The following is a 23,169-nucleotide window of genomic DNA, read 5'->3' on the forward strand; positions in this document are numbered from 1 at the left end:
TCTGCCCCCGGTCTGGGAGCGTCCGGGCATCCTCTCGTCCCGCGAGCACCGCCACAAGTGAGGGCGCCCAGAGTCTCAGGTCTCGGCTCAGGACTCCAGCGAGTGGGCGAGCTCGTCGACCAGCGCGTCGACGACGGCGACGAGGTCGCCGCCCGACTCGTGCGCCACCGCCCGCTGCCGCTGGTAGGACGCCCCCCGGGCCGGGATGTCGGCGACGGTCCGCAGCTCGGCCTCGCAGCCGAGCCGCCTGGCCACCGGGGTGAGCCGCTCCAGCAGGTCGGCGACGTCGTCGGTGACGAGTCGCTCGTGGTTGCGGTCGTCGATGATCACGATCGCGTCCAGGCCGTAGCGGGCGGCACGCCACTTGTTCTCCTGCACCTGCCAGGGCGGCAGCGTCGGGAGCCTCTCGCCCGCGGCGAGACGGGTGTCGAGGTCGACGACCAGGCAGTGGACGAGCGCCGTCAGGGCCGCGAGCTCACCGAGGTCGGACATCCCGTCGCAGACGCGGTGCTCCAGGGTGCCGAGCTGCGGCGACGGCCGCAGGTCCCAGCGCACGTCGGCCATCGACTCGATGATCCCGGTCGTCGTCTGGTCGGCGATGCACTTCTCGAACTCCTCCCAGGTGTCGAAGGTGAAGGGGAGCCCGGCGGTCGGCAGCTGCTGGAACATCAGGGCCCGGTTGGAGGCGTAGCCGGTGTCCTGGCCGGCCCAGATCGGCGAGCTCGCCGACAGCGCGAGCAGGTGGGGGTACGTCGTCAGCAGCGAGGCGAGGACCGGCATCACCCGGCCGCGCTCGGGCATGCCGACGTGCACGTGGACGCCCCAGATCAGCATCTGCCGGCCCCACCACTGGGTGCGGTTGATGAGCTCGGCGTAGCGGTGGCCCTCGGTCAGCTGCTGGTGGGACCAGTCGGCGAACGGGTGCGATCCGGCGCCCAGCAGGTCGGCGCCGAGCTCGCGGGCGGCGGGCGCGACGACACCGAGCGTGTCGCGGAGGTCGCTCACGGCCTCGCCCACGGTGTCGCAGACGCCGGTCACGACCTCGACGGTGTTGCGCAGCAGCTCCTTGTGCAGGCGCTGCGGCTCGTCGAGGCGCCCAGCGGCCAGCTCGTGCACCTCGGAGGCGATGCTGACGAGGTCGCGGCTGACGCCGTCGACGAGCGCGAGCTCCCACTCCACGCCCAGTGTCGGCTTGGGCGACGCGTGGAAGTCGATGCGCATGCCGTCACTCTAGGGAGGGCGGGCGTGGACGGGTTCACCCCTGCGACAGGTGGGCCGGTCGGCGGGTGCGAGCATGGCCGGGTGGACCAGCAGGACGGGCTCCCTCCCCACGAGAGCGGCGAGCAGGGGACTTCCCAGGAAGTGGCGGCGGAAGAGGCTGCGGAGCGGACCCGTGAGATCCACCTGACGATGGACCTGTGCCTGCGGGTCGGGGAGATGCTCCTGTCCTCGGGAGCCGGTGCCGCCGACGTGACGGCGACGATGCGGTCCGTGGCCGACCACTTCGGGCTGCGCCAGGCCGAGATCGACGTCACCTTCACCGCCCTGTCGATGAGCCACCAGCGCTCGCCCGACGACGTACCGGTGCTGATGATGCGCCACGTGATGCAGCGCGACATCGACTACGAGGACCTCACCGCGGTCGACCACCTCGTGCGCGACGTCCTCACCGACCGGGCCGACCTCTACCTGGCCCGCTCGCGGATGGCCACGATCGTCTCGCTCGGGCACGCCTTCCCGCGCTGGGCGGTGACGATCGCGTGGGCCGTCATGGCGGCCGCGGTCGGCGTCTTCCTGGGCGGTGGCCCGGTCGTCTCGGTCGTGGCGGCGGTGGCCGCCGTGCTGATCGACCGGGTCCAGATCCTGATGGCGCGGCGCCGGCTGCCCTTCTTCTACCTCCAGGTGGCCGGTGGTGCCATCGCAACGATCCTCGCGGCGGCGGTGGCCGCCACCCCGATCGACGTCGACGAGTCCCTGGTGGTGACCGCCAACATCATCCTGCTGCTCGCGGGCATCGGCCTGATGGGTGCGGTGCAGGACGCCCTCACCGGCTTCTACCTGACGGCCAGCGCACGCCTCATCGAGGCCATGATGGCGACCGCCGGGATCATCGCGGGCGTCGCCCTGGGCATCTCGGTCGCCGACGGCGCCGGCATCCCGCTGGGTCCACTCGTGCCGGGCCGGTTGGGCGACACCGACCTCCCCGTCGTGCTTGCGGGCGCCGCCGTGTCCGCGGCCGCGTTCAGCGCGGCGTGCTACGCGCCGCGTCGTGCGGTGCTCCCCATCGGCCTGATCACGGCCGTCGCTGCGCTCGTCGCCCAGACCGTCGAGGTCAACGGCTTCGGTCGCGCCGCCGCGGCAGGCGTCGCGGCCTTCTTCATCGGCCTGGTCGCCTACGCCGTGGCCGGCCGGGTGCGGGTGCCGCCGCTGGTGGTCGCCGTGCCCGCCATCGTGCCGTTCCTGCCAGGTCTTCAGATCTACCGCGGGCTGACCTTCCTGGCCGACGGCGGCTACTTCGTCTCCCAGGGCATCTTTGCGCTGATGACGGCGATGTCCGTCGCGATCGCGCTGGCGTCCGGCGTGATCCTCGGGGAGTACGTCGCCCAGCCCCTCAAGCGCGAGGCCCGCAAGCTGGAGAACCGGCTCGCCGGACCCCGCCTCGTCGGCCCGTTCCGCGCGCTGACCCGTGCCGAGCGGCGCGCGCTCAGGCGGACGTCAGGCGAGTGACTCGGACATCCGGCTGAGCTCGGCGAGCCAGCGGAGGTGCGTGCCGTCGTACGGCGCCGCGCTCGCGCGCACCGCGGCCAGGACCGCGTCGCAGCTGTCCTGCGCCGCCTCGATGATCTCGGCGGGGTAGCCGAAGGCCACCTGGTGCTCGGCGAACTCGTCCTCGTCGTCGACGTAGATCTCGCCGGGCGTGCGGCCGGCCTCCCTGGCCCCCTCGAGCGCGAAGTCGGGAAGGGGGTCCGCCAGCCGTACGACGTCGAGGTCGAGGTCGACCATCCGCAGCACGTGGCCGTCCCACACGCCCTCCGTGGTGATGTCGACGTAGGTGTGGCACCAGGTGCCGGGGGCGTGGAAGGTCGCGGCGTACCAGCCGCCGGCCGGGACGACCGTGACCGTGTCCACCTCGGAGTGGAACTCGTGGCCGGGGCGGTGGTAGCGCCTCCCCGCCGGTACGCCGATCCACTCGCCGTTCTCGTCGGAGCCGAGGTGGATGCCCTCGAACTGCCAGTGGGGCCGGTCGCCCCACTTGGTCATCTCGCAGCGGATCGGGGTGCCGGGCTCCATGTCCCCATCTCTATCAGCCGAGCTGACGCTTGTGCACATGCCGGACCGGTCGAGCTGACGCTTGTGCGCACACAGGACGGGTCGAGCTGACGCTTCTGCACGCGCTCCCGACAGGGGCCGTGCAGCAGCACTGGCGTTCCTCACTCAGGACCGAGATAGACCCAAAGGTCCAATGAGTTCCGATCGGTGACTTCCAGCGACAGCGGCTCCAGGCGTGTCCAGCCATTCGCCTCGTACAAGGCGATCGGCGCAGCAGCGTCCTGCACGACGTCAAGCACCGCGCGACGCCCCCTCATACGGGCATGTGACGTTGCGGTTTCCAAGAGGGCCTGACCAAGTCCTGTCCGACGCGTGAGGGGTGCAACGAGCAAGCGGGCAATGACCGCGAGTTGCTCGGCCCCCAGACCCGTGGCTCGCTGCGCGGCATCGAGGATGGGATCGCCGGCGGCCTCGTGAACGCCGACGTGACCGACTATCTCGCCGTCCTCTTCGGCCACCCAGGCCGCCGACTCGTATGGCGGCGTGATGAAGCGCGGCGCATCGTCAGGCAGGTATCGCGGGTATCCGTCTGTGCGGTGCACCTCGAGAAGTAGCGCGAGGCAGCCAGGTCCGTCCGAGTCTGCCTTGGGACGGATGTGCACCGTCACGAGCCTAGCGCCCGGGCGTCCTGCAGTCGGTGCCGCGTGCACAAGCGTCAGGTCGGCGTCCTGTCGGCGTGCACAAGCGTCAGGTCGGCTCTGCGTCCGCGTGCACAAGCGTCAGGTCGGCAGGTGGACGGTGAGGGTCGTGTCGCCCGGCACGCTGGCCAGGTCGACCGTGCCGCCGTGCGCGGCCACGATGGCGTGGACCATGGAGAGGCCGAGCCCGGCACCGCCCGCGCGGGTGCGGGCCGCGTCGCCGCGGGTGAAGCGCTCGAAGGCGCGCGGCACGAGCTCGGGCGAGAAGCCCGGCCCGTCGTCGTGGACGGTGAAGCCGCCAGTGGAGCCGGTCACGGTGACCGTGCTGCCCGGTGGGGTGTGGCGGCGCGCGTTGGTCAGCAGGTTCGTGACCACCTGGTGCAGCCGGTCCGCGTCGCCGGGGACCGTGATCGGGGCGTCGGGCAGCACCAGCCGCCAGGACCGCTCCGGGTCGACGACCCGCGCGTCGTCGACCGCCTCCAGCAGCAGGCGCGAGAGGTCGACGGGCTCGCGCTCCAGAGGGCGGCCGGAGTCGAGCCGAGCCAGCAGGAGGAGGTCCTCGACCAGCGCGGTCATCCGGCTGGACTCGGTCTCGACCTTGTCGAGCGCGGTGCCGGAGGTCTCGGGCCGGCGACGGGCCAGCTCGGTGTAGCCGGCGATGGTGGCCAGCGGCGTACGCAGCTCGTGCGACGCGTCCGCGACGAACTGGCGGACCTGCTGCTCGCTGCGGTGGCGCTGGTCGAGCGAGGCCTCGACGTGGTCGAGCATGGTGTTGAGCGCCGAGCCGACCTGGCCCACTTCCGTGCGCTCGTCGGTGAGCCGCTCGGGCACGCGCTCGGTCATCTGGATCTCGCCCGACGCGAGCGGCAGCTCGGCGACGCGGTGGGCGGTTGCCGCGACCTCGCGCAGCGGCGCGAGCTGGCGGCGTACGACGAGGGTGCCGGCGGCCGCTGCGCCGGCCACGCCGAGCAACGTGGCGAGCAGCTCCCACTGGACGAGCGAGGCGATCGTGTCGTCGACCTCGTCGACGGGCAGTCCTGCCACCGAGCGAGGACTGCCCTCGCGCGCGGCCATGACGCGGTAGCTGCCCAGTTCGGGGAGGGTGATCGTGTGGATCCGGCCGTCGGGGGGCACGCGCTCGAGGATCCTGAGGGCGTCCTCCGGGAGTGGTTCGAAGTCGGCCGGGCCGCGGCCCGCGTCGGCGAGCAGGTCGCCGGTCGCGTAGTCGGCGTAGAACTGCGCCGTCACGGTGCCGATCCGCTGACCCCGTCCCTCGGGCTCCGGGCCGCGTTCGACGTGGAAGTCCATCGGCGGGTCGGCATAGCTACGGCCCAGTGCGCCGCGGACGTCGTCGTCGAGCTGGCCGTAGAGATAGCTGCGCATCGCGACTGTCGTCGTCAGGGCGATGAGCAGCGCCGAGACCGCGACAAGGAGCACCGCCACCGCCACCAGTCGCACCGTCAGCGTGCGTGGCAGCCGGTCGGCGAGCCTCACGAGGCCGGCTTCAGGACGTAGCCGGCACCGCGCATCGTGTGGATCATCGGCTCCCGCCCGGCATCGACCTTCTTGCGGAGGTAGGAGATGTAGAGCTCGACCACGTTGGCCTGCCCGCCGAAGTCGTACTGCCAGACGCGGTCGAGGATCTGAGCCTTGCTCAGCACCCGTCGCGGGTTGCGCATGAGGAAGCGCAGCAGCTCGAACTCCGTGGCGGTCAGGCTGATCTCCGCGCCGCCCCGGTGCACCTCGTGGCTGTCCTCGTCGAGGGTGAGGTCGCCGACCGCGAGCACGTTGCGGGCGTCGGCCTGGGCCGCGCTGCCGCTGCGGCGGATGAGCCCGCGCAGCCGGGCCACGACCTCCTCGAGGGAGAACGGCTTGGTGACGTAGTCGTCGCCGCCGGCGGTCAGCCCCGCGATCCGGTCCTCGACCGCGTCCTTGGCGGTGAGGAAGAGGACGGGTACGTCGTTGCCGTCGGCGCGCATCCGGCGCAGCACCTCGAGGCCGTCGAAGTCGGGGAGCATGATGTCGAGCACGACCGCGTCGGGGCGGAAGTCGCGGGCGGCCGAGACGGCGCCCTGCCCGCTGTAGGCCATCCGGAGGTCCCAGCCCTCGTAGCGCAGCGCCATCGCGAGGAGCTCGGCGATGTTGACCTCGTCGTCGACGACGAGCACACGCACGGGCGAGCCGTCGGGGCGGGTGAGCTGCAGCACGCGACCATCCTGCCGCCCTTTCCTGTGCGGTTGCTGTGCAAGCCGTGTGGCATGGCCGTCAGCTCCGGGCCAGTCAGTTGCACCGCGTTCGGCGATTTCGGCACCAAGGAGGCTTCGCGAGATCTATCGTCCCGCCCATGACACGGGGGAAACGATGGGTCATCGGCGTCGCCGTGATCCTGGTCGGAGGACTGTTGAGTGTGGTGCCGGCGTCGGTCTCGGCGGCGACCGGCCCCATCGCGTGGCCCGAGGAGACGATCCTCAACCCGCACGCCACGCCGTACACGATCACCGTCAACGACGCCGGTGGAGTGGGCACGCTCATCGCCCAGTGGCGACCGGCCGAGGATCAGGTCCGCGAGCTCGTCCTTCCGCACGAGGGTGACGTCACGTTGCCGTTCGCCGAGTCCGCCGACAACTTCTCGACGACCGTCTACGTCTACCGATGCCCGGGCACCGTCGTGGACCGGACCTGCGCGAGCGCCGGCTACAGCCGCCCGTTGCGCATCTACGTCGAGGCGGACACCACTCCGTTGGTCGGCGGTCGAGGAGCGATCGGTCCCACCGCTCAGGCCTTGTCGTTCAGCTACGTGCCCGAAGGGCTCGGTACGACCTCGTGGCGGCTGCTAGCCGCCGACGGTGCGGTGCTCCAGACCGGGACGACCCCGCTGAGCACCCGTGGCGAGATCGTCGTCAGCGTTCCTGCGGGTACGCCGGAGCAGCGCGGCTCACTGGAGATGGTCATCACGTTGGACGGAACGGCGGTGGGGCACCTGGAGGGGACCCAGGTTCTCCTCGCCAACATCGACGGCGTCGCGCCGCCACCGCCCGTCATCAGCACGACAGGCTCGGTCATCTACTCCTACGACGACGGCTACCTGGACTCCGTCGGGGTCACGGTCAGCACCACGGGCGCCCGAACCGTCGAGGTCGTCGCCGTCAACGAGGCCACGGGTGTCGTCCACTCGGTCCTGCCCGCCTTTCCCCGAGCGGATCCGTACACGTTCGAGTTCGCCGGCCGTGACAGCCGACGGAGGTCGCTGCCGCCCGGCACCTACCGGTTGCGCGCAGTCGCCACCGATGCGGGCGACAACTCGAGCACCGGCCTTGGCGCGCCGATCGAAGTGCGCGCCGAACGCCTTCGCCAGGACACGTGGACCCGGACCGTCCCTGCCGCCAAGACCATCGTCAAGAAGTTCGTCGGCGACTGTTCGACCCTGCACAAGCCCGCCTCGCGGGGCTGGCGTGGGTCGCTGGGCTACTACAGCGCCACTCGGTGCCGCCGGCCCAAGGAGTCGTTCGTCCAGGTCGTGCATGGGATCTACGTTCCGCAGAGCGTCCTCGACAAGTACACCCGGATGCGGATCTCCCTCACGGGAGGACCCAGCCGGGGTCGCGCCGGTTCCTACCTGATCCTGGGCTACTACTCCGACAACAAGCCGTGGCGTTTCACGAACCGTTCGGTACATCGGGGATCGGGGGTGGGCATCAGGCGCGGAGCATCGGTCGTTGGCGGACAGGTCAACCGACTCGTCCACGACCGTTTCGAGGACCGACCCTTCGTGGCGTGGAGCACGGGCCTGACGGCTGGGAGCCGCTACGACGTCAAGAGCTTCACCGTCCAGCTGACCCGTCAGGTCCTCGAGCTGCCGGACTCCCGACGCGGTGCATCACACCTGGTTGAGCCGAGCCGCCTGCCGGGTGAGGTGGGTGCGCTCGGCCAGGTTGGTCGCCAGCGCAGCGGCTTCGACATATAGGCGAGCGGCCGTCGCGAGGTCGCCCGACTTCTCGTGGAGGTACGCCGACACCGCGCGGTGGCGGGGTAGCTCGGGGTCCACCTCGCGCAACGCGGCGAGACCCGCCTGTGCACCGTCCGCCTCGCCGACGGCGACGGCCCGGTTGAGCCGGACGACCGGGCTGTCCGTGATCGCAGCCAGCTCGTCGTACCAGGCAAGGATCTGGACCCAGTCGGTCTCGGCGGCGCTGCGGGCATCCGCGTGGAGGGCGGCGATCGCCGCCTGGAGCTGGAACTCGCCGCGTCGCTCGCGCGCCAGCGCGGCCTGCAGGATCGTCACGCCCTCCTCGACCAGCCCGGCGTCCCACAGGGACCGGTCCTGGTCGGCGAGCGGCACGAGGGTGCCGTCGGCGCGGGTGCGCGCCGGCCGGCGCGCGTGGTGGAGCAGCATCAGCGCAAGCAGGCCGTCGGTCTCGGGGTCGGCCCGCTCCCGGTTCGTGAGCGACGCGAGCTGACGGGTGAGCCGGATCGCCTCCGCGGCGAGGTCGACGTCACCGGTGTAGCCCTCGTTGAAGACGAGGTAGAGCACCCGCCGGACGGTGTCGAGGTCGCCCGGCCGGTCGAAGGCCTCGCCCGAGACGGTCCGCTTGGCGCGGCTGATCCGCTGGGCCATGGTCGCCTCGGGGACGAGGTAGGCCTCGGCGATCTGACGCGTGGTGAGGCCCGCGACCGCACGAAGCGTCAGCGCCACTGCCGACGCGGGCGTGAGCGCGGGGTGGGCGCAGAGGAAGAAGATCCGCAGGGTGTCGTCGACGTCCTCGATGGTCCCCCGCTCGGGCTCGCTGTCCACGGCGACCTCGCGTCGCTGCCGGGCCGTGTCGGACCGTACGACGTCGAGGAACCGGCGCCAGGCGACCGTGACCAGCCAGCCCTTCGGGTCTCGCGGGACACCGGTCTCGCCGAAGGTGCGCACCGCCTCGACCAGGGCGTCCTGGACGGCGTCCTCGGCCGTCGCGAAGTCGGCACCGCGACGGACGAGGACGCCGATCACAGCCGGGATGAGCTCCCGCAGGGGGACCTCGTCGAAGGCGTCCACCGGCTCATGCATGGTGGCTGAGACTCACTCCCCGGTGGCGGACGGGGCGCCGTAGAAGGGGCGCACCTCGAGCCACTCGTGGATCGGCCTGCCGCCGGCCCCGGGCGCCGCGGACAGCTCGCCCGCGAGCTCGACCGCCCGGTCCCAGCCCTCCACGTCGACGACGTACCAGCCGGCGATGAGGTCCTTGGTCTCGGCGAACGGGCCGTCGGTGACCGGGGGCTTGCCGGGACCGTCGTAGCGGACGAACGCCCCCTCCTGCGACAGCGCCTGCCCGTCGACGAACTCCCCGTTCTCCTCCAGGCGCTTCGCGAAGTCGCCCATGAACGCCACGTGCGCGTCCACCTCCTCCGGCGTCCAGCGGTCCATCGGCACGTCGTTCGCGGGGGCGGGGGCGCCTCGGTAGTGCTTGAGGATCAGGTACTTCGGCATCTCGATCTCCTGTGTCAGGTGCAGCCATTGTGCTGCGTCCACCCCGGGGACGGAGCCGTGCGCCGGTTCTCGACATCAGGGGCCGGACAGGTCTTGGCCCGCTCAGGGCGCGCTCACAGGTGACGCACAGCCGGCCCGTCCACGCTCGGTGCCATGAGCGACGACACCAGGAACGACGACAGGACGAACGACGACAGGACGGACGACGAGACCCAGCCGGTGCGCGCGGAAGGTACGCCCCCCGACGCACCCCCTCCGGAGGCGGCCGGCAGCGGCCGACGCGGGTTCCGTGAGCGACTGCGCGCCCTGCGCCGGTCGGAGGACGGGAGCCGTACGTTCGGCCTCGCCGCCCTGGTCGCCTCCGCCCTCGCCGGCATCATCGTCGGCGGCGTCGGCGCCGCGACGTTCCACGCGGTCACCCGTGACGGCCCGGGCGAGCGGCCCGGATGGGTGCACCGCCGCGACATGGGGGGCGAGGGGGACTTCGGCCGGCACGGACCCAAGGAGCGCGGACCGCACGGCGTACCGGGTCTGGTCCCGCCGAGCATCGCGCCCGAGGACGAGGGCAGCGACGGCTGACCGGCTCCGCCCGAAAGGCGGTTGCCGCGGTGGGCGAGAATGTCGCCCGTTGTGAAGATCACCTACCCGCCCCAGCTCCCGGTCTCCGCGCGCCGTGAGGACATCGCCGCGGCCGTCCGCGACCACCAGGTCGTGATCGTCGCCGGCGAGACGGGTTCGGGGAAGACGACCCAGCTCCCGAAGATCTGCCTGGAGCTGGGCCGCGGCGCCGGACCGGCCAACGGCGGTCGGCTGATCGGCCACACGCAGCCGCGCCGGATCGCCGCGCGGTCGGTGGCCGAGAGGATCGCCGAGGAGCTCGGCACCGAGCTCGGCGACGTCATCGGCTACCAGGTCCGCTTCACCGACCGCACGAGCCGGGCCAGCCGGGTCAAGCTGATGACCGACGGCATCCTGCTCGCCGAGCTCCAGCGCGATCGCGACCTCCGCAAGTACGACACGATCATCATCGACGAGGCCCACGAGCGCAGCCTCAACATCGACTTCCTGCTGGGCTACCTCAAGCGGCTCCTGCCCCGCCGCCCCGACCTCAAGGTGATCATCACCAGCGCCACGATCGACGTCGACCGGTTCGCCGCCCACTTCGACGCGCCCGTGGTCGAGGTGTCCGGGCGTACGTTCCCGGTGGAGGTCCGCTATCGGCCCCTCCTCGAGCTGCCGGAAGCCGACGACGAGGGCGAGCCGGTGCAGCGCGACCAGACCGAGGCGATCCTCGACGCGGTCCGTGAGCTCTCCGCCGAGGGGCCGGGCGACGTGCTCGTCTTCCTGCCTGGCGAGCGCGAGATCCGCGACACGGCCGACGCGTTCGACGCTCTGCGGGGCTCGATGTCGGGGGGCGACCGGCTGGAGATCGTCCCGCTCTACTCCCGGCTCAGCGCGGCCGACCAGCACAAGGTGTTCTCCAGCCACCCCTCCACCGTGCGCCGCGTCGTGCTCGCCACCAACGTCGCTGAGACCTCGCTGACCGTCCCCGGCATCCGGTACGTCGTCGACACCGGCGTCGCGCGGATCAGCAGGTACTCCGTGCGCACCAAGGTGCAGCGGCTGCCGATCGAGCCGATCAGCCAGGCCTCGGCCAACCAGCGCTCCGGGCGGTGCGGGCGCGTGGAGGAGGGCATCGCGATCCGGCTCTACTCCGAGGAGGACTTCGAGGCGCGGCCGGAGTTCACCGACCCGGAGATCCTGCGCACCAACCTTGCCAGCGTCATCCTGCAGATGGCCTCGCTGCGGCTGGGCGACATCGCCCGGTTCCCCTTCGTCGAACCTCCCGACCGTCGCAACATCAAGGCCGGCACCGACCTGCTGGAGGAGCTCGGCGCCCTCACGACTGCGCCTGCCCAGCGGGGCGTACGCCTCACCGAGGTCGGCCGCCGCCTGGCCCGGCTCCCGATCGACCCGCGGCTGGGCCGGATGATCCTCGAGGCCGAGCGCATCGGCTGCGTGCGCGACGTCCTTGTGATCGCGGCGGCACTCTCGATCCAGGACCCCCGCGAGCGGCCCGAGGAGCAGCGCGCCCAGGCCGACCAGCTGCACGCCCGTTTCAAGCACGAGTCCAGCGACTTCCTCACCTGGCTCAACCTCTGGCGCCACGTCAAGGCGCAGCAGCGCGAGCTGTCGTCGAGCGCCTTCCGCCGGATGTGCAAGCGCGAGCACCTCAACTACCTGCGCATCCGCGAGTGGCAGGACTACGAGTCCCAGCTGCGCCAGGTCGCCAAGGAGATGGGCTTCGAGGTCGGGCACGCCCCGGACGCGCCCGACGAGGACGGCATCCACCAGGCCCTGCTCTCGGGCCTGCTCAGCCACATCGGTGCCCTCGAGGAGCGCGAGAAGGCCCGACCCGGTGAGCGACGGCCGATGCGGGAGTACCTCGGTGCCCGCAACGCCAGGTTCGCGATCTTCCCCGGCAGCGTGCTCAAGGGCCGCAACCCGAGCTTCCTGATGAGCGCCGAGCTCGTCGAGACGTCCCGCCTGTGGGCGCGGCAGAACGCTGCGATCAAGCCCGAGTGGGCCGAGCAGCTCGGCGCCCACCTGGTCAAGCGGACCTACTCCGAACCCCACTGGTCGCGCAAGCGGGCCGCGGTGATGGCCCGCGAGCGCGTGACCCTGTACGGCGTACCGCTGGTCGCCGACCGGCTCGTCCAGTACGGCAGGGTCGACCCGCCGCTCGCGCGTGAGCTCTTCATCCGCCACGCCCTCGTGCAGGGGGAGTGGGAGTCGCGCCATCGCTTCCTCGCCGAGAACGCGCGCCTGCTGGAGGAGGCCGAGGAGCTCGAGCACCGTGCCCGGCGCCGCGACATCGTCGTCGACGAGCACACGCTGTTCGAGTTCTACGACGCCCGCGTCGGCGCCGACGTGGTGAGCGGGCAGCACTTCGACCAGTGGTGGAAGCGCGCGCGCCAGAAGCGGCCGGACCTGCTCACCTTCGACCCGGCCATGCTCACCCACGACACCGCCGACCAGGTGCGCCAGCACGACTTCCCCACCGAGTGGCACGACAGCGACGAGGCCGGCCTCACGTTCCCGATCAGCTATCACTTCGAGCCCGGCGCGGCCGACGACGGCCTGACCATCGAGGTGCCGGTCGCCACCCTCAACCGGATCGAGGCCGACGACTTCTCCTGGCTCGTGCCGGGACTCCGTGAGGAGCTGGTGACCGAGCTGATCCGCTCGCTGCCCAAGAACCTGCGCGTCGCGATGGTGCCCGCGCCCAACACCGCGCGCGAGTTCCTCGAGGCGACGCCGCCCGGTGCCGAGCCGTTGCTCGACGCGCTCGAGCGCTTCGCGCGCAGCACTCGCAGCCTGGTCATCGGCCGTGAGGCGTGGGACTGGTCCAAGGTGCCGGCGCACCTGCGACCGACCTACCGCGTGGTGACGGAGGAGGGCGTGGAGGCCGGGCGGGGCAAGGACCTCGACGCCCTCAAGGAGCCGCTCCGCCCCACGTTCGAGCAGGCAATGGCGGACGTCGCCGCCGACTCGGGCATCACCGCGACGGGGCAGACGACGTGGACCTTCGGCGCCGTCGAGGAGTCCTTCGTCCAGCGCCGTGCCGGACACGAGGTCCGCGGCTTCCCGGCCCTCGTCGACGAGGGAGCCACGGTGGGCCTGCGGATCCTCGCCACCGTCGACGAGGCCGCCGCGCACCACCGCCTCGGCGTACGCCGCCTGGTGCTCCTCGCGCTCGGCCCGCCGGCGCCCGTGGACGACGTCCTGGCCGCCGCCGGCCTCGACCAGCGGGCCAAGCTCGCTCTCGTCGGGTCGCTCTACCCGTCGGTCGCGGACCTGCTCGGCGACGTACGCGCCGGGCTGGTCGGCGAGGTCGTGGACGCGCGGCAGGGCGTGCGGGACGAGGCGGCGTACGACGCAGTGGTGGCGGCGGCACGCGACGCGGTCGCGGACGGCCTGAGCGCCGCCGTGCACGAGGTGATGCGTGTGTTGGAGGCGTGGCGCACCACCGACAAGGCCATCTCCGGCCGGGCCGACCTGATGACCCTTCCGGCGATGACCGATATGCGCGCGCAGGTCGCGCGCCTGATGGCGCCCGGCTTCATCGGTGAGGCGGGCGTGGCGCGGCTGCGTGACTACCCGCGCTACCTCGCGGCGGTCACGCAGCGTCGCGAGCGGCTCGACGGCCAGGTCGCGCGCGACCGGCAGCTCATGGACCAGGTCTCCGGGCTCCAGGAGGCCTGGCTGCACGCGGTGGCGGCACTGCCCGACGGCCAGCCGATGCCGCAGCACCTGCGCGAGTCCCGGTGGCTGCTGGAGGAGTACCGCGTCTCCCTCTTCGCCCAGCAGCTCGGGACGCGCGAGAAGGTCAGCGACCAGCGGATCCGGAAGGTGATGGGCAGCGCGATCTAGTCTGTGCAGATGACCGGCCGCACCCACCACCGTCCGATGACGCCCGGCGACGGCTTCTTCGCCGAGATCGCCGGCGGTGCGGATCCCGCTCTCCTGCGCGAGGCGGGCGACCTCGCTGCGACCGTCCTGGTACGGGGAGCGCGTGAGTCCGACGACCCCGCGCTGGCCGAGCGCATCGTGCACCTGGCCGAGAGCGAGGGCCTCGAGATCCTCGCCGAGGTCTGGTCGGGCGCTCCCGCCGACACGCTCGCGGGCAGCCTGTGGCGGCTGTTCCTGCTGCGCTCGTGGGTGTACGCCGACCCCGAACGCGTCGCGGTCGAGTTCGAGGCCGGGCAGCGGAGGGCCGACGTCGCCCGTGTGGTCGCCGGTGTGGCGAACCCGCCCGGACCCGACGAGCTGCGCGGCATGCTCGACGACGTGCTGCGGGGCATCGCCCGCGGCGACTTCGCCGTCACGTTGTTCCGGGCCGCGGCGTTCGCCCGCATCGTCGCCGCCGGCCGTGCCACCCGCGGGGAGTCCTCCCACGAGGACATCAGCCGGATGCTCGCGCTGTCCGAGCAGCTCGAGGCCGCGGGACATGGGGAGATCAAGGACTCGCTGGGCTGAGGCCATTACACTGTCCCCTGAGTGCGTCGGGCTGTGGCAGCCCCGGGTCCCACAATGAGCCGCTACGAGCGGCCTCGCGCCGTGAGGCGCTCCCGGTCCGGCGCACTCACACATTGTCTAGGCTCTTCCTATGGGTCTCCTCCGCCGCGTCACCGGCCTCCTCCGGGGAGGGTCCTCCGGGCGTGAGCCGCGCGAGGGCGTCTCCGCGTTCTACGCACCCGACATGGACGGCGAGCCGGATCCCGGCGAGGTCGTCTGGGCCTGGGTGCCCTACGAGGACGACCCGGGCCGGGGCAAGGACCGGCCGGTCCTGCTGCTCGACACGGACGGCGACGGCTGGGTCGGGCTGATGCTCAGCAGCAAGGACCACGACCGTGACGCCGCCGAGGAGGCCCGCTACGGCCGCGTCTGGATGGACATCGGTCCGGGCGGCTGGGACGCCCAGGGGCGTCCGAGCGAGGTCCGGCTCGACCGGCTCGTCCGTCTCGAGCGCGACGGCGTACGACGGGAGGGTGCCGCCCTCGAGGAGACGATCTTCCGCGACGTCGTCGAAGCCTGGCGCGGACTCGACCGCTGACGGCATTCGGCACCCCATGGCCTGCTGCGCGGAGGTCCGGGGATTGGGAGACATGGCCTAGGGTCACTGCGTGGTTCTCAGCCCTCTCGCCCTCCGCCGCGCCGCCCTGGCCGGCTGCGCCCTGACGGTCGCACTCGCGACCGCGGCGTGCACCGGCAACGCCGAGCCGCAGCCGCGGCCGACGAAGTCGCCGGGCAAGGGCCAGTCAGGTGCCACGGACAAGCCGCGCGAGGTCGTCTTCGGCGCCTACGGCAGCGAGGAGGAGGTGGCGGCCTTCCAGGACGTCGTCGACTCCTTCAACGCCGCCTCGACCACCCGGCAGGTGACGCTGAAGTCCTGGCCGGACCACGAGTCCGCGCTCGAGGACGTGCTCGCCGGCAACGCCCCGGACGCCTTCCTGACCTCCCGCATCGACCTCGACCAGCTGGTGGAGGCCGAGGCCCTGCAGCCGGTGAGCCTGCTGCTCGACGAGCGCGGCGTCGACTTCGGCGACCGGTTCTCCCGCGACGCCGTCGACGCCTTCGCCATGGACGACGAGCTGCAGTGCATGGCCTACTCCGTCTCCCCGATGGTCATCTACTACAACACCGATCTCGTCGACTTCGACAAGATGGAGCGCCGCGAGTACGACGTCCCGACGGCCGACGACGAGGGCGTACGGGACCGGTGGACGCTGGCCGAGTTCGGTGCCGCCGCGCAGTTCGCGTCGCGACGCGGCGACCGGCGCGGGGTCTGGATCGACCCGACGCTGCAAGGGCTGGCGCCCTTCATCTACTCCGGCGACGGCCAGGTCTTCGACGACGACCGCGAGCCCACGTCGCTGGCCTTCTCCGACGACAACACCCGCGAAGCGCTGGACCAGACGCTCGCGATCCTGCGCAACGCGGCCGTTACGCCGACCAACGCCCAGCTCGCCCGGGCGACGCCGGTGCAGCTGTTCAAGCGCGGCGAGCTCGCGATGATCGCGGGCTTCCGCAACCTGGTGCCAGAGCTGCGCGACGCCGTAGGCCTCGAGTTCGACGTGCTGCCGATGCCGACCATCGACACCCGGGCGACGGTCGGCGACATCAGCGGGCTCTGCCTCTCCGCGGACTCCGAGGTGACCGGCGACGCGGCCGACTTCATCGCCTACGCCGTCTCCGACGCCGCGATCGCCACGGTCTCCTCGACGGGCTACATCGTCCCCGCCAACACCGAGGTCGCGGCATCCGCGGACTTCCTCGCGCCCGACCTCGAGCCGGCCAACGCCACGGTCTTCAACACGAGCATCCGCTACATGGAGGTGCCGCCGTTCATCGACCAGCGCGTGGAGCTGGTCGAGGCGGTGACCCCGCTCCTGGAGCGCCTCGTCACCGCGCCCGGTGTGCTCGACCTCGAGGCAGTGACCGAGCAGATCGACGAGACCTCGCAGACGATCCTCGCGCCTCCCGAGGAGGGCGAGGAGACCGAGTCCCCGACGGACTCGCCGAGCGAGTCCCCCTCCGAATGAGCGGGCACGGGGCCGGTGCCTCGCGCCCTACTCCTCCGCGTCGGCCGCGAGGATCGCGCCCACGAGCGCACCCGTGACGAGCTCGGCCTGCCACGGGCGGGCACCGTAGGCCGCCAGCTGGGCGCGGACGGCCTCGGCCAGGGCGGCCGGCTCGCGGGTCGCCGGGGGGGCCCACATCAGCCGGCGGAGGTAGTCGGGGGTCAGCAGGTTCTCCACCGGCAGGTGGTGGACCTCGGCCAGGTTGAGCATCGACTCGCGCGCGGCCTTGAACCGCCGGTCGGCGACGGGCTCGCGCTCGGCCCACGTGCGGGGGTGCGGGGGACCGTCGCCACGCGGGGCGCGGCTGGGCAGCTCGTCCTCGGTCATCTCGCGGACCCGCTCCAGGGCCTCGACCCAGGTCGCGGCATAGCGGCTGGCGCCGCGCCCGTGGAAGCCCGGCGTGGACAGCAGCGCGCGACGGTCGGTCGGCATCGCGGTGGCCGCGGCCACTATCGCGGAGTCGGGCAGGATGCGTCCGGGGGTCACGTCGCGCTCGGCGGCGATCGCGTCGCGGGCCTCCCAGAGGGCCCGGGCGGCACCGAGCGCCCGGCGACCGCGCAGCCGGTGCACCCCGGACGTACGACGCCACGCCTCGTTGCGGACGGTGGGCTCGAAGTCCAGGAGGTGCTCGAACTCCTGGCGGGCCCACTCCGCCTTCCCGGTCCTCTCGAGCTCGGTGACCATGTGGGTGCGCAGCTCGAGGAGCACCTCGACGTCGAGTGCGGCGTACTCGAGCCAGGGCTGGGGCAGCGGGCGGGTGGACCAGTCGGCGGCGGAGTGCTCCTTGCGCATCCGCTGGCCGAGCACGGTCTCCACCAGGGTGGCGAGGCCGACACGCGGAAGGCCCAGCAGCCGGCCGGCGAGCTCGGTGTCGAAGAGGCTGGTGGGTGTCAGGCCCACCTCTCGCAGGCACGGGAGGTCCTGGGTCGCTGCGTGCAGGATCCACTCGGTGCCGGCAAGGGCCTCCTGCAGCGGGTCGAGCGTGGTCAGCGGGATCGGGTCGACCAGCCAGGTGCCGGCACCCTCGCGACGGAGCTGGATGAGGTAGGCCCGGTTGGAGTAGCGGTAGCCAGAGGCCCGCTCGGCGTCGATGGCGACCGGTCCGGTGGCGGCCGCCAGCGCCGCGCAAGCCTCGGCCAGCCCTTCGTCGGTGTCGACGATCTCGGGGAGGCCGTCGCGCAGCTCCAGCAGCGGGGCCGGGGGAGCTTCAGGTGCCCCGGGTGCTTCTGGTGCTTCTGGTGCTTCTGGTGCGTCCGCTGCCTCGGGTGCCTCAGGGACCTCGTCGGCGGACTCGGGCTCGATGTCAGGAGGAGTGTCGGGCATCGGCTCAGGTGCCGCGCTGCCCGCGCCGGCTCGGGATGGCGGTGACACCTTCGGGGACGGGCGGTAGGCCGACGGCGGTGCACATGAGCTCGCCCCAGGCCTCGACGTGCGGCGTCATGTCGAGCGCGCCGTCCTCGTCGACGGCGGGGGTCCACGACGCCCGGATCTCGACCTGGGCGGTGCCGGCCTCGTCGGCCATCCCGCCGAAGCTCTCGGTGGTGACGCAGGTGACCGTCCCCGACGCCGCGTGGTAGCCGGCGCCGTGGGCCTCCAGTGCCTCGGTCAGCCAGGACCAGCCGACCGCAGCCAGCATCGGGTCGGCGCCGAGCTCGGGGTCGATGTCGGCGCGGGCGTAGGCGACGCAGCGGAAGGTGCCGTCCCACGCGTCGTTGCCGGCCGGGTCGTGCAGCAGGATCAGGCGGCCGGTGCCGAGGTCCTCGTCGTCCACCGTGACGTCGCCACTCAGGGCCGACGACCACGGTGCGATGCGCTGGGGTGCCGGCATCTCCTCGCAGAACACCTCGGGGCGCAGAGCCGCCTGACGCATCGACTCCACAGCCGCGCGGAACTCCGCGGGCCCAGCCGCGGCAGCACTGCCCGGGTGGGTCTCGTGACGGGCCACCATTCGTCCAGAGTAGGCCAGTCGTGCGCACTCCCGATGCGCCGCCACGCCGCCTGACCTGCGAAGATTCGCATCGTGACCGACGCCGACAGCACCGCGCGCTCCGGGGCCCACCCGGGACTCGCCGAGAGCCCGTTCCTGAAGGCCGCGCGCGGCGAGGAGCCGGCCCACACGCCGGTGTGGTTCATGCGCCAGGCGGGTCGTTCGCTGCCGGAGTACCTCGCGGTGCGTGAGGGCATCGGCATGCTCGAGTCCTGCATGGACGCCGACCTCGTCACCGAGATCACGCTCCAGCCCGTACGCCGCTACGGCGTGGACGCGGCCATCTTCTTCTCCGACATCGTGCTGCCGCTCAAGGCCGTGGGCGTCGACCTCGACATCGTGCCGGGGGTCGGGCCGGTCGTCGCCTCGCCAGTGCGCACGCTGGCCGACGTCGAGGCGATCCCCGACCTCACGCCCGCGCACGTGCCCTACATCTCCCGCGCCGTGCGCCAGCTCGCCGCCGAGCTCGGCGCGACGCCGCTCATCGGCTTCGCGGGTGCCCCCTTCACCGTGGCGTCCTACCTGGTCGAGGGCGGGCCCTCCAAGGAGCACGCGAAGACCAAGGCGATGATGTTCGGCGCCCCTGAGCTGTGGGACGCGCTGATGCGCAAGATCGCCGGCATCGCGGCCGCCTACCTGCGCATCCAGGTCGAGGCGGGTGCCTCGGCCGTGCAGCTCTTCGACTCCTGGGCGGGGGCGCTCACCCCGGCCGACTACCGCGACTCGGTCATGCCGCACTCCCAGCGGGTGCTGGCGGCCGCCGGCGAGCTCGGCGTGCCGCGCATCCACTTCGGCGTCGGCACCGCCAACCTCCTCGGCCTGATGGGCGAGGCGGGCGCCGACGTGGTGGGCGTCGACTGGCGTACGCCGCTGGAGCACGCCATCCCGCTGGTGGGTGGCCGCGCCGTGCAGGGCAACCTCGACCCGACGCTGGTGTTCGCGCCCACCGAGGTGATGACCGCCCGGGCCGCCGAGATCATCGATGCCGGCCGGGCCGCCAACGGGCACATCTTCAACCTCGGCCACGGGGTCATCCCGTCGACCAACCCCGATCAGCTCACGGCGCTGACCGAGTTCGTGCACGGCTACCAGCCCTGATCGGCGTCACCGGCGTCAGGTCGGGTGCGGCGGCGCGCACGCGGTAGACACGCGGACATTGCTCCAGCTCCGGGCGTGGTGGCACGCTCGTCCCGAGGCGGGCGACGGACCAATGTCCGCGTGTCTACGCGGCCGGGGTCGGTGCGTCGGTCGTCCGGCGGCGGCGTACGACCAGCCAGATCGGCAGGCCGACCACGAGGGCGAGCACGGCGAAGGGGAGCAGGGCGCCGAGGATGGTGGCGACCGTCACGAGGATGGCACCCAGGGCGTTCGTCCCGCCCTTGAGCCCCGCCACGAACCCGGCGGGCTTCTCCTCGGTCTCCTCCTCCTCAACCTCCCCGTGGTGGGTGGAGATGTCGACCGTGATGGTCGACAGCGAGGTCTGGTCCTCCAGCCACGCCTGCTGCGACTTCAGCGAGTCGAGCTCGGCCTGACGGCTGGTCAGCTGGGACTCGATCCAGATGACGTCCTTGAGGCTGTCCGCCTCCGCGAGCAGCAGCTCCACCCGCTCGAGGCTGGCCTCCTGGGCGCGGACCCGTGCCCTGGTGTCGATGACCTGCGTAGTGACGTCCTCCGAGCCTCGGGTGGACGAGCGGAGCAAGGCCGCTCCCTCCAGTGCCTCCATCGAGGCGCTGAACTTCGAGCTCGGCACCCGGATCACCATGCGTGCGTACGTCGTGATGCCGTCGTCGTTGGTCTCGGTGTTCTCCTCGGCCACGTCGCCGCCTTGCGCGTCCACTATCCGCTGGACCTCGCGCCGGGCCGCACCGACGTCCTTGCTGACCAGCGAGATCGCACCGGTCGCGATGATCGAGCGTTCCGTATCCGGGGTCGCAGCCGAGTCGGACCCCGGTCCGGCTCCTGACTCCGAGCCGGTGTCGGATCCGGAGTCGGACGTGGAGGCACCGCCGTCGTCGTCACTGACCTCGTTGCCCGAGGCGACCTCCGGTGCCTCGGCCGCCCCGGAAGCGCGGTCGTCCTGGGACGCGACCGCGGAGCTGTCACCGCCCCCGTCGGCGTCGTTGGCGGAGCAGGCGGCCATCAGCGCCGTCATGGTGATCGCGGTGAGGATTCCTGCGGCGCGGATGCGAGTCGTCATGGATGTCGGACGTGGACCCCGTCGACGTCGGTTCCGGCCGTGACGGAACTGTGACCCTCAGTCCTTCCGGGTGGGCCGGACGACGGGCTTCTCGGCCGCGGCCACCTTCTTGGCGGTCTTCTTCGCTGGGCGCGTCGCGGTCTCGGCCTTCGCGGGGGCCTTCGCCGTGGTCTGCGGGGTGGTCTTCGCCGTGGTCTTCGTGCTGGTCTTCGTGCTGGTCTTCGTCGGCGCCGTCCCCTTCAGCCGCACGCGCATCCCGTTGCCCGAACCGGAGGTCTCGAGGTAGGGCTGGGCCGCCACCAAGGTGCTGAGCCGCGCCCCGCTGCCGCCGAACGTACGCGCGTCGAAGGACGGGTGGGTCCGGTTGATCTGGTTGCCGAGGGCCCCCAGGCTGGCCCAGCCCTCGTCGTCGGACACGGCGTTGAGGGCGCGGGTCAACGCGCTCTGGAGGTTGATCGTCGGCGCGGGTGCGGCCCCGGACTCGTCGTCGGTCTCATCGTCGGGCTCTGCGGTGGCCGGCTCGTCGGCGTCTGACCGCTTGTCGTCCTGGACCACCTCGAGGTCGATGAACTTGTCGCACGCGTTCTTGAGCGCGTCCGGGGCCTTGTTCTCGCCGAGGACGTAGACGATCTTCCCCGACTCGCGCAGCCGGTGGGCGAGGCTGGTGAAGTCGCTGTCGCTGGTGACCAGCGCAAACGCCTCCACGTTGTCGTCGTAGAGCAGGTCCATGGCGTCGATGACCAAGGCCAGGTCGGTGGAGTTCTTGCTCTTGGTGAACGCGTTCTGGTGCATCGCCCGCAGGCCCAGGCTGTTGAGCTTGCGCGCCCACTGCGTCAGGTGGGGGTTGGTCCAGTCGCCGTAGACCCGCTTGATCGTCGGCTTGCCGTACTTCGCGACCTCGCTCAGCACCTCGTCCGCGTAGGCGGGCCTGGTGTTGTCGCCGTCGATCATCACGGCGATCCGGTCGGCCTGCCCACTGGTCTCCATGCCGAGCAGCCTAGGGCGGTCCGGGGCGTGGGGGTCTGGCAGGCTGGCGGCGTGGCGTGGGACGTGGTGGTCGTGGGTGGCGGTGTGGCCGGCCTGGTCGCGGCCCGCGACCTCGCCGCGACCGGCCGCGACGTGCTGGTGCTGGAGGGTTCTCCCCGGATCGGCGGCAAGCTGCGCAGCGCGGAGGTCGCGGGGCTGACCGTCGACGTCGGCGCTGAGGCGATGCTCGCGCGCCGACCCGAGGGTGTCGGGCTCGCGGCCGAGCTCGGTGCCGAGGTCGTCCATCCCACCGCCGCCACGTCAGGTCTCTGGTCGCGCGGCTCCCTCCGCGAGCTGCCCCGGTCGCTGATGGGTGTGCCGTTCGACCTCGACCGGCTCGCGGCCAGTGGGGTGCTCAGCCCGGAAGGGCTGGCCCGGGCAGCTGCCGAGACCGCCACCAGCCCGGAGATCCTGGCGGCCGACGACGTCTCGGTCGGTGACCTCGTGGCCTCACGCCTCGGCGACGAGATCGTCGACCGGCTCGTCGAGCCCCTGCTGGGCGGGGTGTACGCCGGACGTGCTCGGCGGATCTCCGCCGCCGCCGCCGTGCCCCAGCTGCTGGCCATGGCTCGGCGTGGGAGCCTGCTCGAGCAGGTCGCGGCCGTCCCCACCTCCACAGCACCGGTCTTCGCCTCCCTCCCCGGCGGCATGGGCCGGCTGCCCGCCCTGGTGCGCGAAGGCGGGGGCTTCGAGGTGCGCACCTCGGCGACGGTGCGCGCGCTGCGGCGTACGACGAACGGCTGGGCGCTCACGGCCGGGCCCACCACCGACCCCGAGACCGTCGAGGCGGACGCGGTCGTGCTGGCGACGCCTGCCGGCCCGACGGCGCGGCTGCTCGGGGAGGAGGTCGGCGGTGCGGCCGCGGAGCTCGCGGAGATCGAGGCCGCGAGCGTCGCCGTCGTCACCCTGGCCTTCCGCGCCCAGGACGTGCCCGACGCGCTCTTCGAGCGGTCGGGCTTCCTGGTGCCGCCCGTCGAGCAGCGCACGATCAAGGCGTCCACCTTCTCCTTCGCCAAGTGGGGCTGGGTGCGCGACCTGGACGCGGACGTCGTCGTCCTGCGGACCTCGCTGGGCCGCCACGGCGAGGAGGTGACGCTCCAGGCCACGGACGAGGGGCTGGTCCGGGTCTCCATGGCCGACCTCGGGACCATGGCCGGCATCACCGCGCGTCCCGTCGACTCCCACGTGCAGCGGTGGGGTGGCGCCCTCCCGCAGTACGCCGTGGGCCACGTCGACCGGGTGGCCAGGATCCGCGCCGCCGTCGCGCAGCAGCGGGGGCTCGCGGTCTGCGGTGCGGCGTACGACGGGGTGGGCATCCCCGCCGTCATCGGGTCGGCCCGCCGCGCTGTCGCCTCGGTCACCCGGGCAGAATGACG

20 protein-coding genes are annotated in these 23,169 nt (G+C 72.1%); 9 read left to right on the top strand and 11 right to left on the bottom strand.

Translation table 11 applies throughout. The annotated features are described in order from the left end of the window. Window positions 1–87: 87 nt before the first annotated feature. Window positions 88–1,221 carry a glutamate--cysteine ligase gene (locus J3P44_RS02150; protein ID WP_255888582.1) on the bottom strand — a complete coding sequence of 378 codons (1,134 nt, stop codon included), beginning with the start codon at window positions 1,219–1,221 and terminating at the stop codon, window positions 88–90. An 81-nt stretch (window positions 1,222–1,302) separates the two neighbouring features. On the opposite strand from J3P44_RS02150, the gene J3P44_RS02155 reads away from it, so the two are divergent. Then, on the top strand, window positions 1,303–2,727 hold the full coding sequence (locus J3P44_RS02155; protein WP_255888583.1) for a threonine/serine exporter family protein: 1,425 nt from the start codon (window positions 1,303–1,305) through the stop codon (window positions 2,725–2,727). Here J3P44_RS02155 and J3P44_RS02160 read toward each other — a convergent pair. The 4 genes from J3P44_RS02160 to J3P44_RS02175 form a co-directional block, all read right to left on the bottom strand. Continuing rightward, complete coding sequence (locus tag J3P44_RS02160) at window positions 2,716–3,291, bottom strand: ribonuclease FAU-1 family protein (RefSeq protein WP_255888584.1); 576 nt, start codon at window positions 3,289–3,291, stop codon at window positions 2,716–2,718. The genes J3P44_RS02155 and J3P44_RS02160 overlap by 12 nt on opposite strands. A gap of 140 nt (window positions 3,292–3,431) precedes the next feature. Then, window positions 3,432–3,932, bottom strand: a complete 501-nt coding sequence (locus tag J3P44_RS02165; RefSeq protein ID WP_255888585.1) for a GNAT family N-acetyltransferase — start codon at window positions 3,930–3,932, stop codon at window positions 3,432–3,434. 117 nt (window positions 3,933–4,049) lie between these two features. Continuing rightward, on the bottom strand, window positions 4,050–5,462 hold the full coding sequence (locus tag J3P44_RS02170; RefSeq protein ID WP_255888586.1) for a sensor histidine kinase: 1,413 nt from the start codon (window positions 5,460–5,462) through the stop codon (window positions 4,050–4,052). Then, window positions 5,459–6,175 carry a response regulator transcription factor gene (locus tag J3P44_RS02175; protein ID WP_504928400.1) on the bottom strand — a complete coding sequence of 239 codons (717 nt, stop codon included), beginning with the start codon at window positions 6,173–6,175 and terminating at the stop codon, window positions 5,459–5,461. Before J3P44_RS02175 ends, J3P44_RS02170 begins: the two co-directional genes overlap by 4 nt. A gap of 137 nt (window positions 6,176–6,312) precedes the next feature. On the opposite strand from J3P44_RS02175, the gene J3P44_RS02180 reads away from it, so the two are divergent. Continuing rightward, entirely contained in the window at window positions 6,313–7,932 is a 1,620-nt protein-coding gene (locus J3P44_RS02180) for a hypothetical protein (protein ID WP_255888587.1), read from the top strand. Here J3P44_RS02180 and J3P44_RS02185 read toward each other — a convergent pair. Together J3P44_RS02185 and J3P44_RS02190 are read right to left on the bottom strand one after the other, a co-directional pair. Then, window positions 7,846–9,018 carry an RNA polymerase sigma factor gene (locus J3P44_RS02185; protein ID WP_255888588.1) on the bottom strand — a complete coding sequence of 391 codons (1,173 nt, stop codon included), beginning with the start codon at window positions 9,016–9,018 and terminating at the stop codon, window positions 7,846–7,848. The two genes, J3P44_RS02180 and J3P44_RS02185, sit on opposite strands and share 87 nt — an antisense overlap. 12 nt (window positions 9,019–9,030) lie before the next feature. Then, window positions 9,031–9,438 carry a YciI family protein gene (locus tag J3P44_RS02190; protein WP_255888589.1) on the bottom strand — a complete coding sequence of 136 codons (408 nt, stop codon included), beginning with the start codon at window positions 9,436–9,438 and terminating at the stop codon, window positions 9,031–9,033. A gap of 153 nt (window positions 9,439–9,591) precedes the next feature. Here J3P44_RS02190 and J3P44_RS02195 point away from each other — a divergent pair, with 153 nt between their 5' ends. The 5 genes from J3P44_RS02195 (at window position 9,592) to J3P44_RS02215 (ending at window position 16,544) form a co-directional block, all read left to right on the top strand. After that, the gene (locus J3P44_RS02195) at window positions 9,592–10,017 is read left to right on the top strand and encodes a hypothetical protein (RefSeq protein WP_255888590.1); all 426 of its coding nucleotides are present in this window, start codon (window positions 9,592–9,594) and stop codon (window positions 10,015–10,017) included. Between the two features lie 39 nt (window positions 10,018–10,056). Then, the gene (gene hrpA / locus J3P44_RS02200; RefSeq protein WP_255888591.1) at window positions 10,057–13,872 is read left to right on the top strand and encodes an ATP-dependent RNA helicase HrpA; all 3,816 of its coding nucleotides are present in this window, start codon (window positions 10,057–10,059) and stop codon (window positions 13,870–13,872) included. A gap of 9 nt (window positions 13,873–13,881) precedes the next feature. Next, on the top strand, window positions 13,882–14,478 hold the full coding sequence (locus J3P44_RS02205; protein ID WP_255888592.1) for a hypothetical protein: 597 nt from the start codon (window positions 13,882–13,884) through the stop codon (window positions 14,476–14,478). Window positions 14,479–14,608: 130 nt separating this feature from the next. Then, complete coding sequence (locus J3P44_RS02210) at window positions 14,609–15,055, top strand: type II toxin-antitoxin system PemK/MazF family toxin (RefSeq protein WP_255888593.1); 447 nt, start codon at window positions 14,609–14,611, stop codon at window positions 15,053–15,055. 70 nt (window positions 15,056–15,125) lie between these two features. Then, window positions 15,126–16,544: an extracellular solute-binding protein gene (locus J3P44_RS02215; protein WP_255888594.1), complete on the top strand. Its 1,419-nt coding sequence runs from the start codon at window positions 15,126–15,128 to the stop codon at window positions 16,542–16,544. Between the two features lie 27 nt (window positions 16,545–16,571). Here the strand turns inward: J3P44_RS02215 and J3P44_RS02220 are convergent, their stop codons facing one another. Together J3P44_RS02220 and J3P44_RS02225 are read right to left on the bottom strand one after the other, a co-directional pair. Further along, complete coding sequence (locus tag J3P44_RS02220) at window positions 16,572–17,906, bottom strand: HRDC domain-containing protein (protein WP_255888595.1); 1,335 nt, start codon at window positions 17,904–17,906, stop codon at window positions 16,572–16,574. Window positions 17,907–17,910: 4 nt separating this feature from the next. Further along, window positions 17,911–18,531, bottom strand: coding sequence for a DUF3000 domain-containing protein (locus tag J3P44_RS02225; protein ID WP_255888596.1), 621 nt, complete (start codon window positions 18,529–18,531; stop codon window positions 17,911–17,913). Between the two features lie 72 nt (window positions 18,532–18,603). Between J3P44_RS02225 and hemE the strand changes: the two genes are divergently transcribed. Then, window positions 18,604–19,668 carry a uroporphyrinogen decarboxylase gene (gene hemE / locus J3P44_RS02230; protein ID WP_255888597.1) on the top strand — a complete coding sequence of 355 codons (1,065 nt, stop codon included), beginning with the start codon at window positions 18,604–18,606 and terminating at the stop codon, window positions 19,666–19,668. Between the two features lie 124 nt (window positions 19,669–19,792). Here hemE and J3P44_RS02235 read toward each other — a convergent pair whose 3' ends face one another. Together J3P44_RS02235 and J3P44_RS02240 are read right to left on the bottom strand one after the other, a co-directional pair. Further along, the gene (locus J3P44_RS02235) at window positions 19,793–20,767 is read right to left on the bottom strand and encodes a DUF4349 domain-containing protein (RefSeq protein WP_255888598.1); all 975 of its coding nucleotides are present in this window, start codon (window positions 20,765–20,767) and stop codon (window positions 19,793–19,795) included. Between the two features lie 57 nt (window positions 20,768–20,824). Beyond that, window positions 20,825–21,754 carry an NYN domain-containing protein gene (locus J3P44_RS02240; RefSeq protein WP_255888599.1) on the bottom strand — a complete coding sequence of 310 codons (930 nt, stop codon included), beginning with the start codon at window positions 21,752–21,754 and terminating at the stop codon, window positions 20,825–20,827. A 51-nt stretch (window positions 21,755–21,805) separates the two neighbouring features. Here J3P44_RS02240 and hemG point away from each other — a divergent pair, with 51 nt between their 5' ends. Then, window positions 21,806–23,167, top strand: coding sequence for a protoporphyrinogen oxidase (gene hemG, locus J3P44_RS02245; protein ID WP_255888600.1), 1,362 nt, complete (start codon window positions 21,806–21,808; stop codon window positions 23,165–23,167). The last annotated feature ends 2 nt before the right edge of the window (window positions 23,168–23,169 follow it).

The sequence above is a fragment of the Nocardioides astragali genome (genome assembly GCF_024436375.1).
In the GTDB taxonomy this organism is placed as follows: Bacteria; Actinomycetota; Actinomycetes; order Propionibacteriales; family Nocardioidaceae; genus Nocardioides; species Nocardioides astragali.

Excerpts from the sequence above, each read along its gene's own strand:
- J3P44_RS02210 (WP_255888593.1), top strand. The coding sequence starts at position 14,609 with ATGGGTCTCCTCCGCCGCGTCACCGGCCTCCTCCGGGGAGGGTCCTCC.
- J3P44_RS02185 (WP_255888588.1), bottom strand. The coding sequence starts at position 9,018 with ATGCATGAGCCGGTGGACGCCTTCGACGAGGTCCCCCTGCGGGAGCTC.
- J3P44_RS02160 (WP_255888584.1), bottom strand. The coding sequence starts at position 3,291 with ATGGAGCCCGGCACCCCGATCCGCTGCGAGATGACCAAGTGGGGCGAC.
- J3P44_RS02195 (WP_255888590.1), top strand. The coding sequence starts at position 9,592 with ATGAGCGACGACACCAGGAACGACGACAGGACGAACGACGACAGGACG.
- J3P44_RS02190 (WP_255888589.1), bottom strand. The coding sequence starts at position 9,438 with ATGCCGAAGTACCTGATCCTCAAGCACTACCGAGGCGCCCCCGCCCCC.
- J3P44_RS02205 (WP_255888592.1), top strand. The coding sequence starts at position 13,882 with ATGACCGGCCGCACCCACCACCGTCCGATGACGCCCGGCGACGGCTTC.
- J3P44_RS02235 (WP_255888598.1), bottom strand. The coding sequence starts at position 20,767 with ATGACGACTCGCATCCGCGCCGCAGGAATCCTCACCGCGATCACCATG.
- J3P44_RS02220 (WP_255888595.1), bottom strand. The coding sequence starts at position 17,906 with ATGCCCGACACTCCTCCTGACATCGAGCCCGAGTCCGCCGACGAGGTC.
- J3P44_RS02180 (WP_255888587.1), top strand. The coding sequence starts at position 6,313 with ATGACACGGGGGAAACGATGGGTCATCGGCGTCGCCGTGATCCTGGTC.
- J3P44_RS02240 (WP_255888599.1), bottom strand. The coding sequence starts at position 21,754 with ATGGAGACCAGTGGGCAGGCCGACCGGATCGCCGTGATGATCGACGGC.
- hrpA (WP_255888591.1), top strand. The coding sequence starts at position 10,057 with ATGTCGCCCGTTGTGAAGATCACCTACCCGCCCCAGCTCCCGGTCTCC.
- J3P44_RS02225 (WP_255888596.1), bottom strand. The coding sequence starts at position 18,531 with ATGGTGGCCCGTCACGAGACCCACCCGGGCAGTGCTGCCGCGGCTGGG.
- J3P44_RS02150 (WP_255888582.1), bottom strand. The coding sequence starts at position 1,221 with ATGCGCATCGACTTCCACGCGTCGCCCAAGCCGACACTGGGCGTGGAG.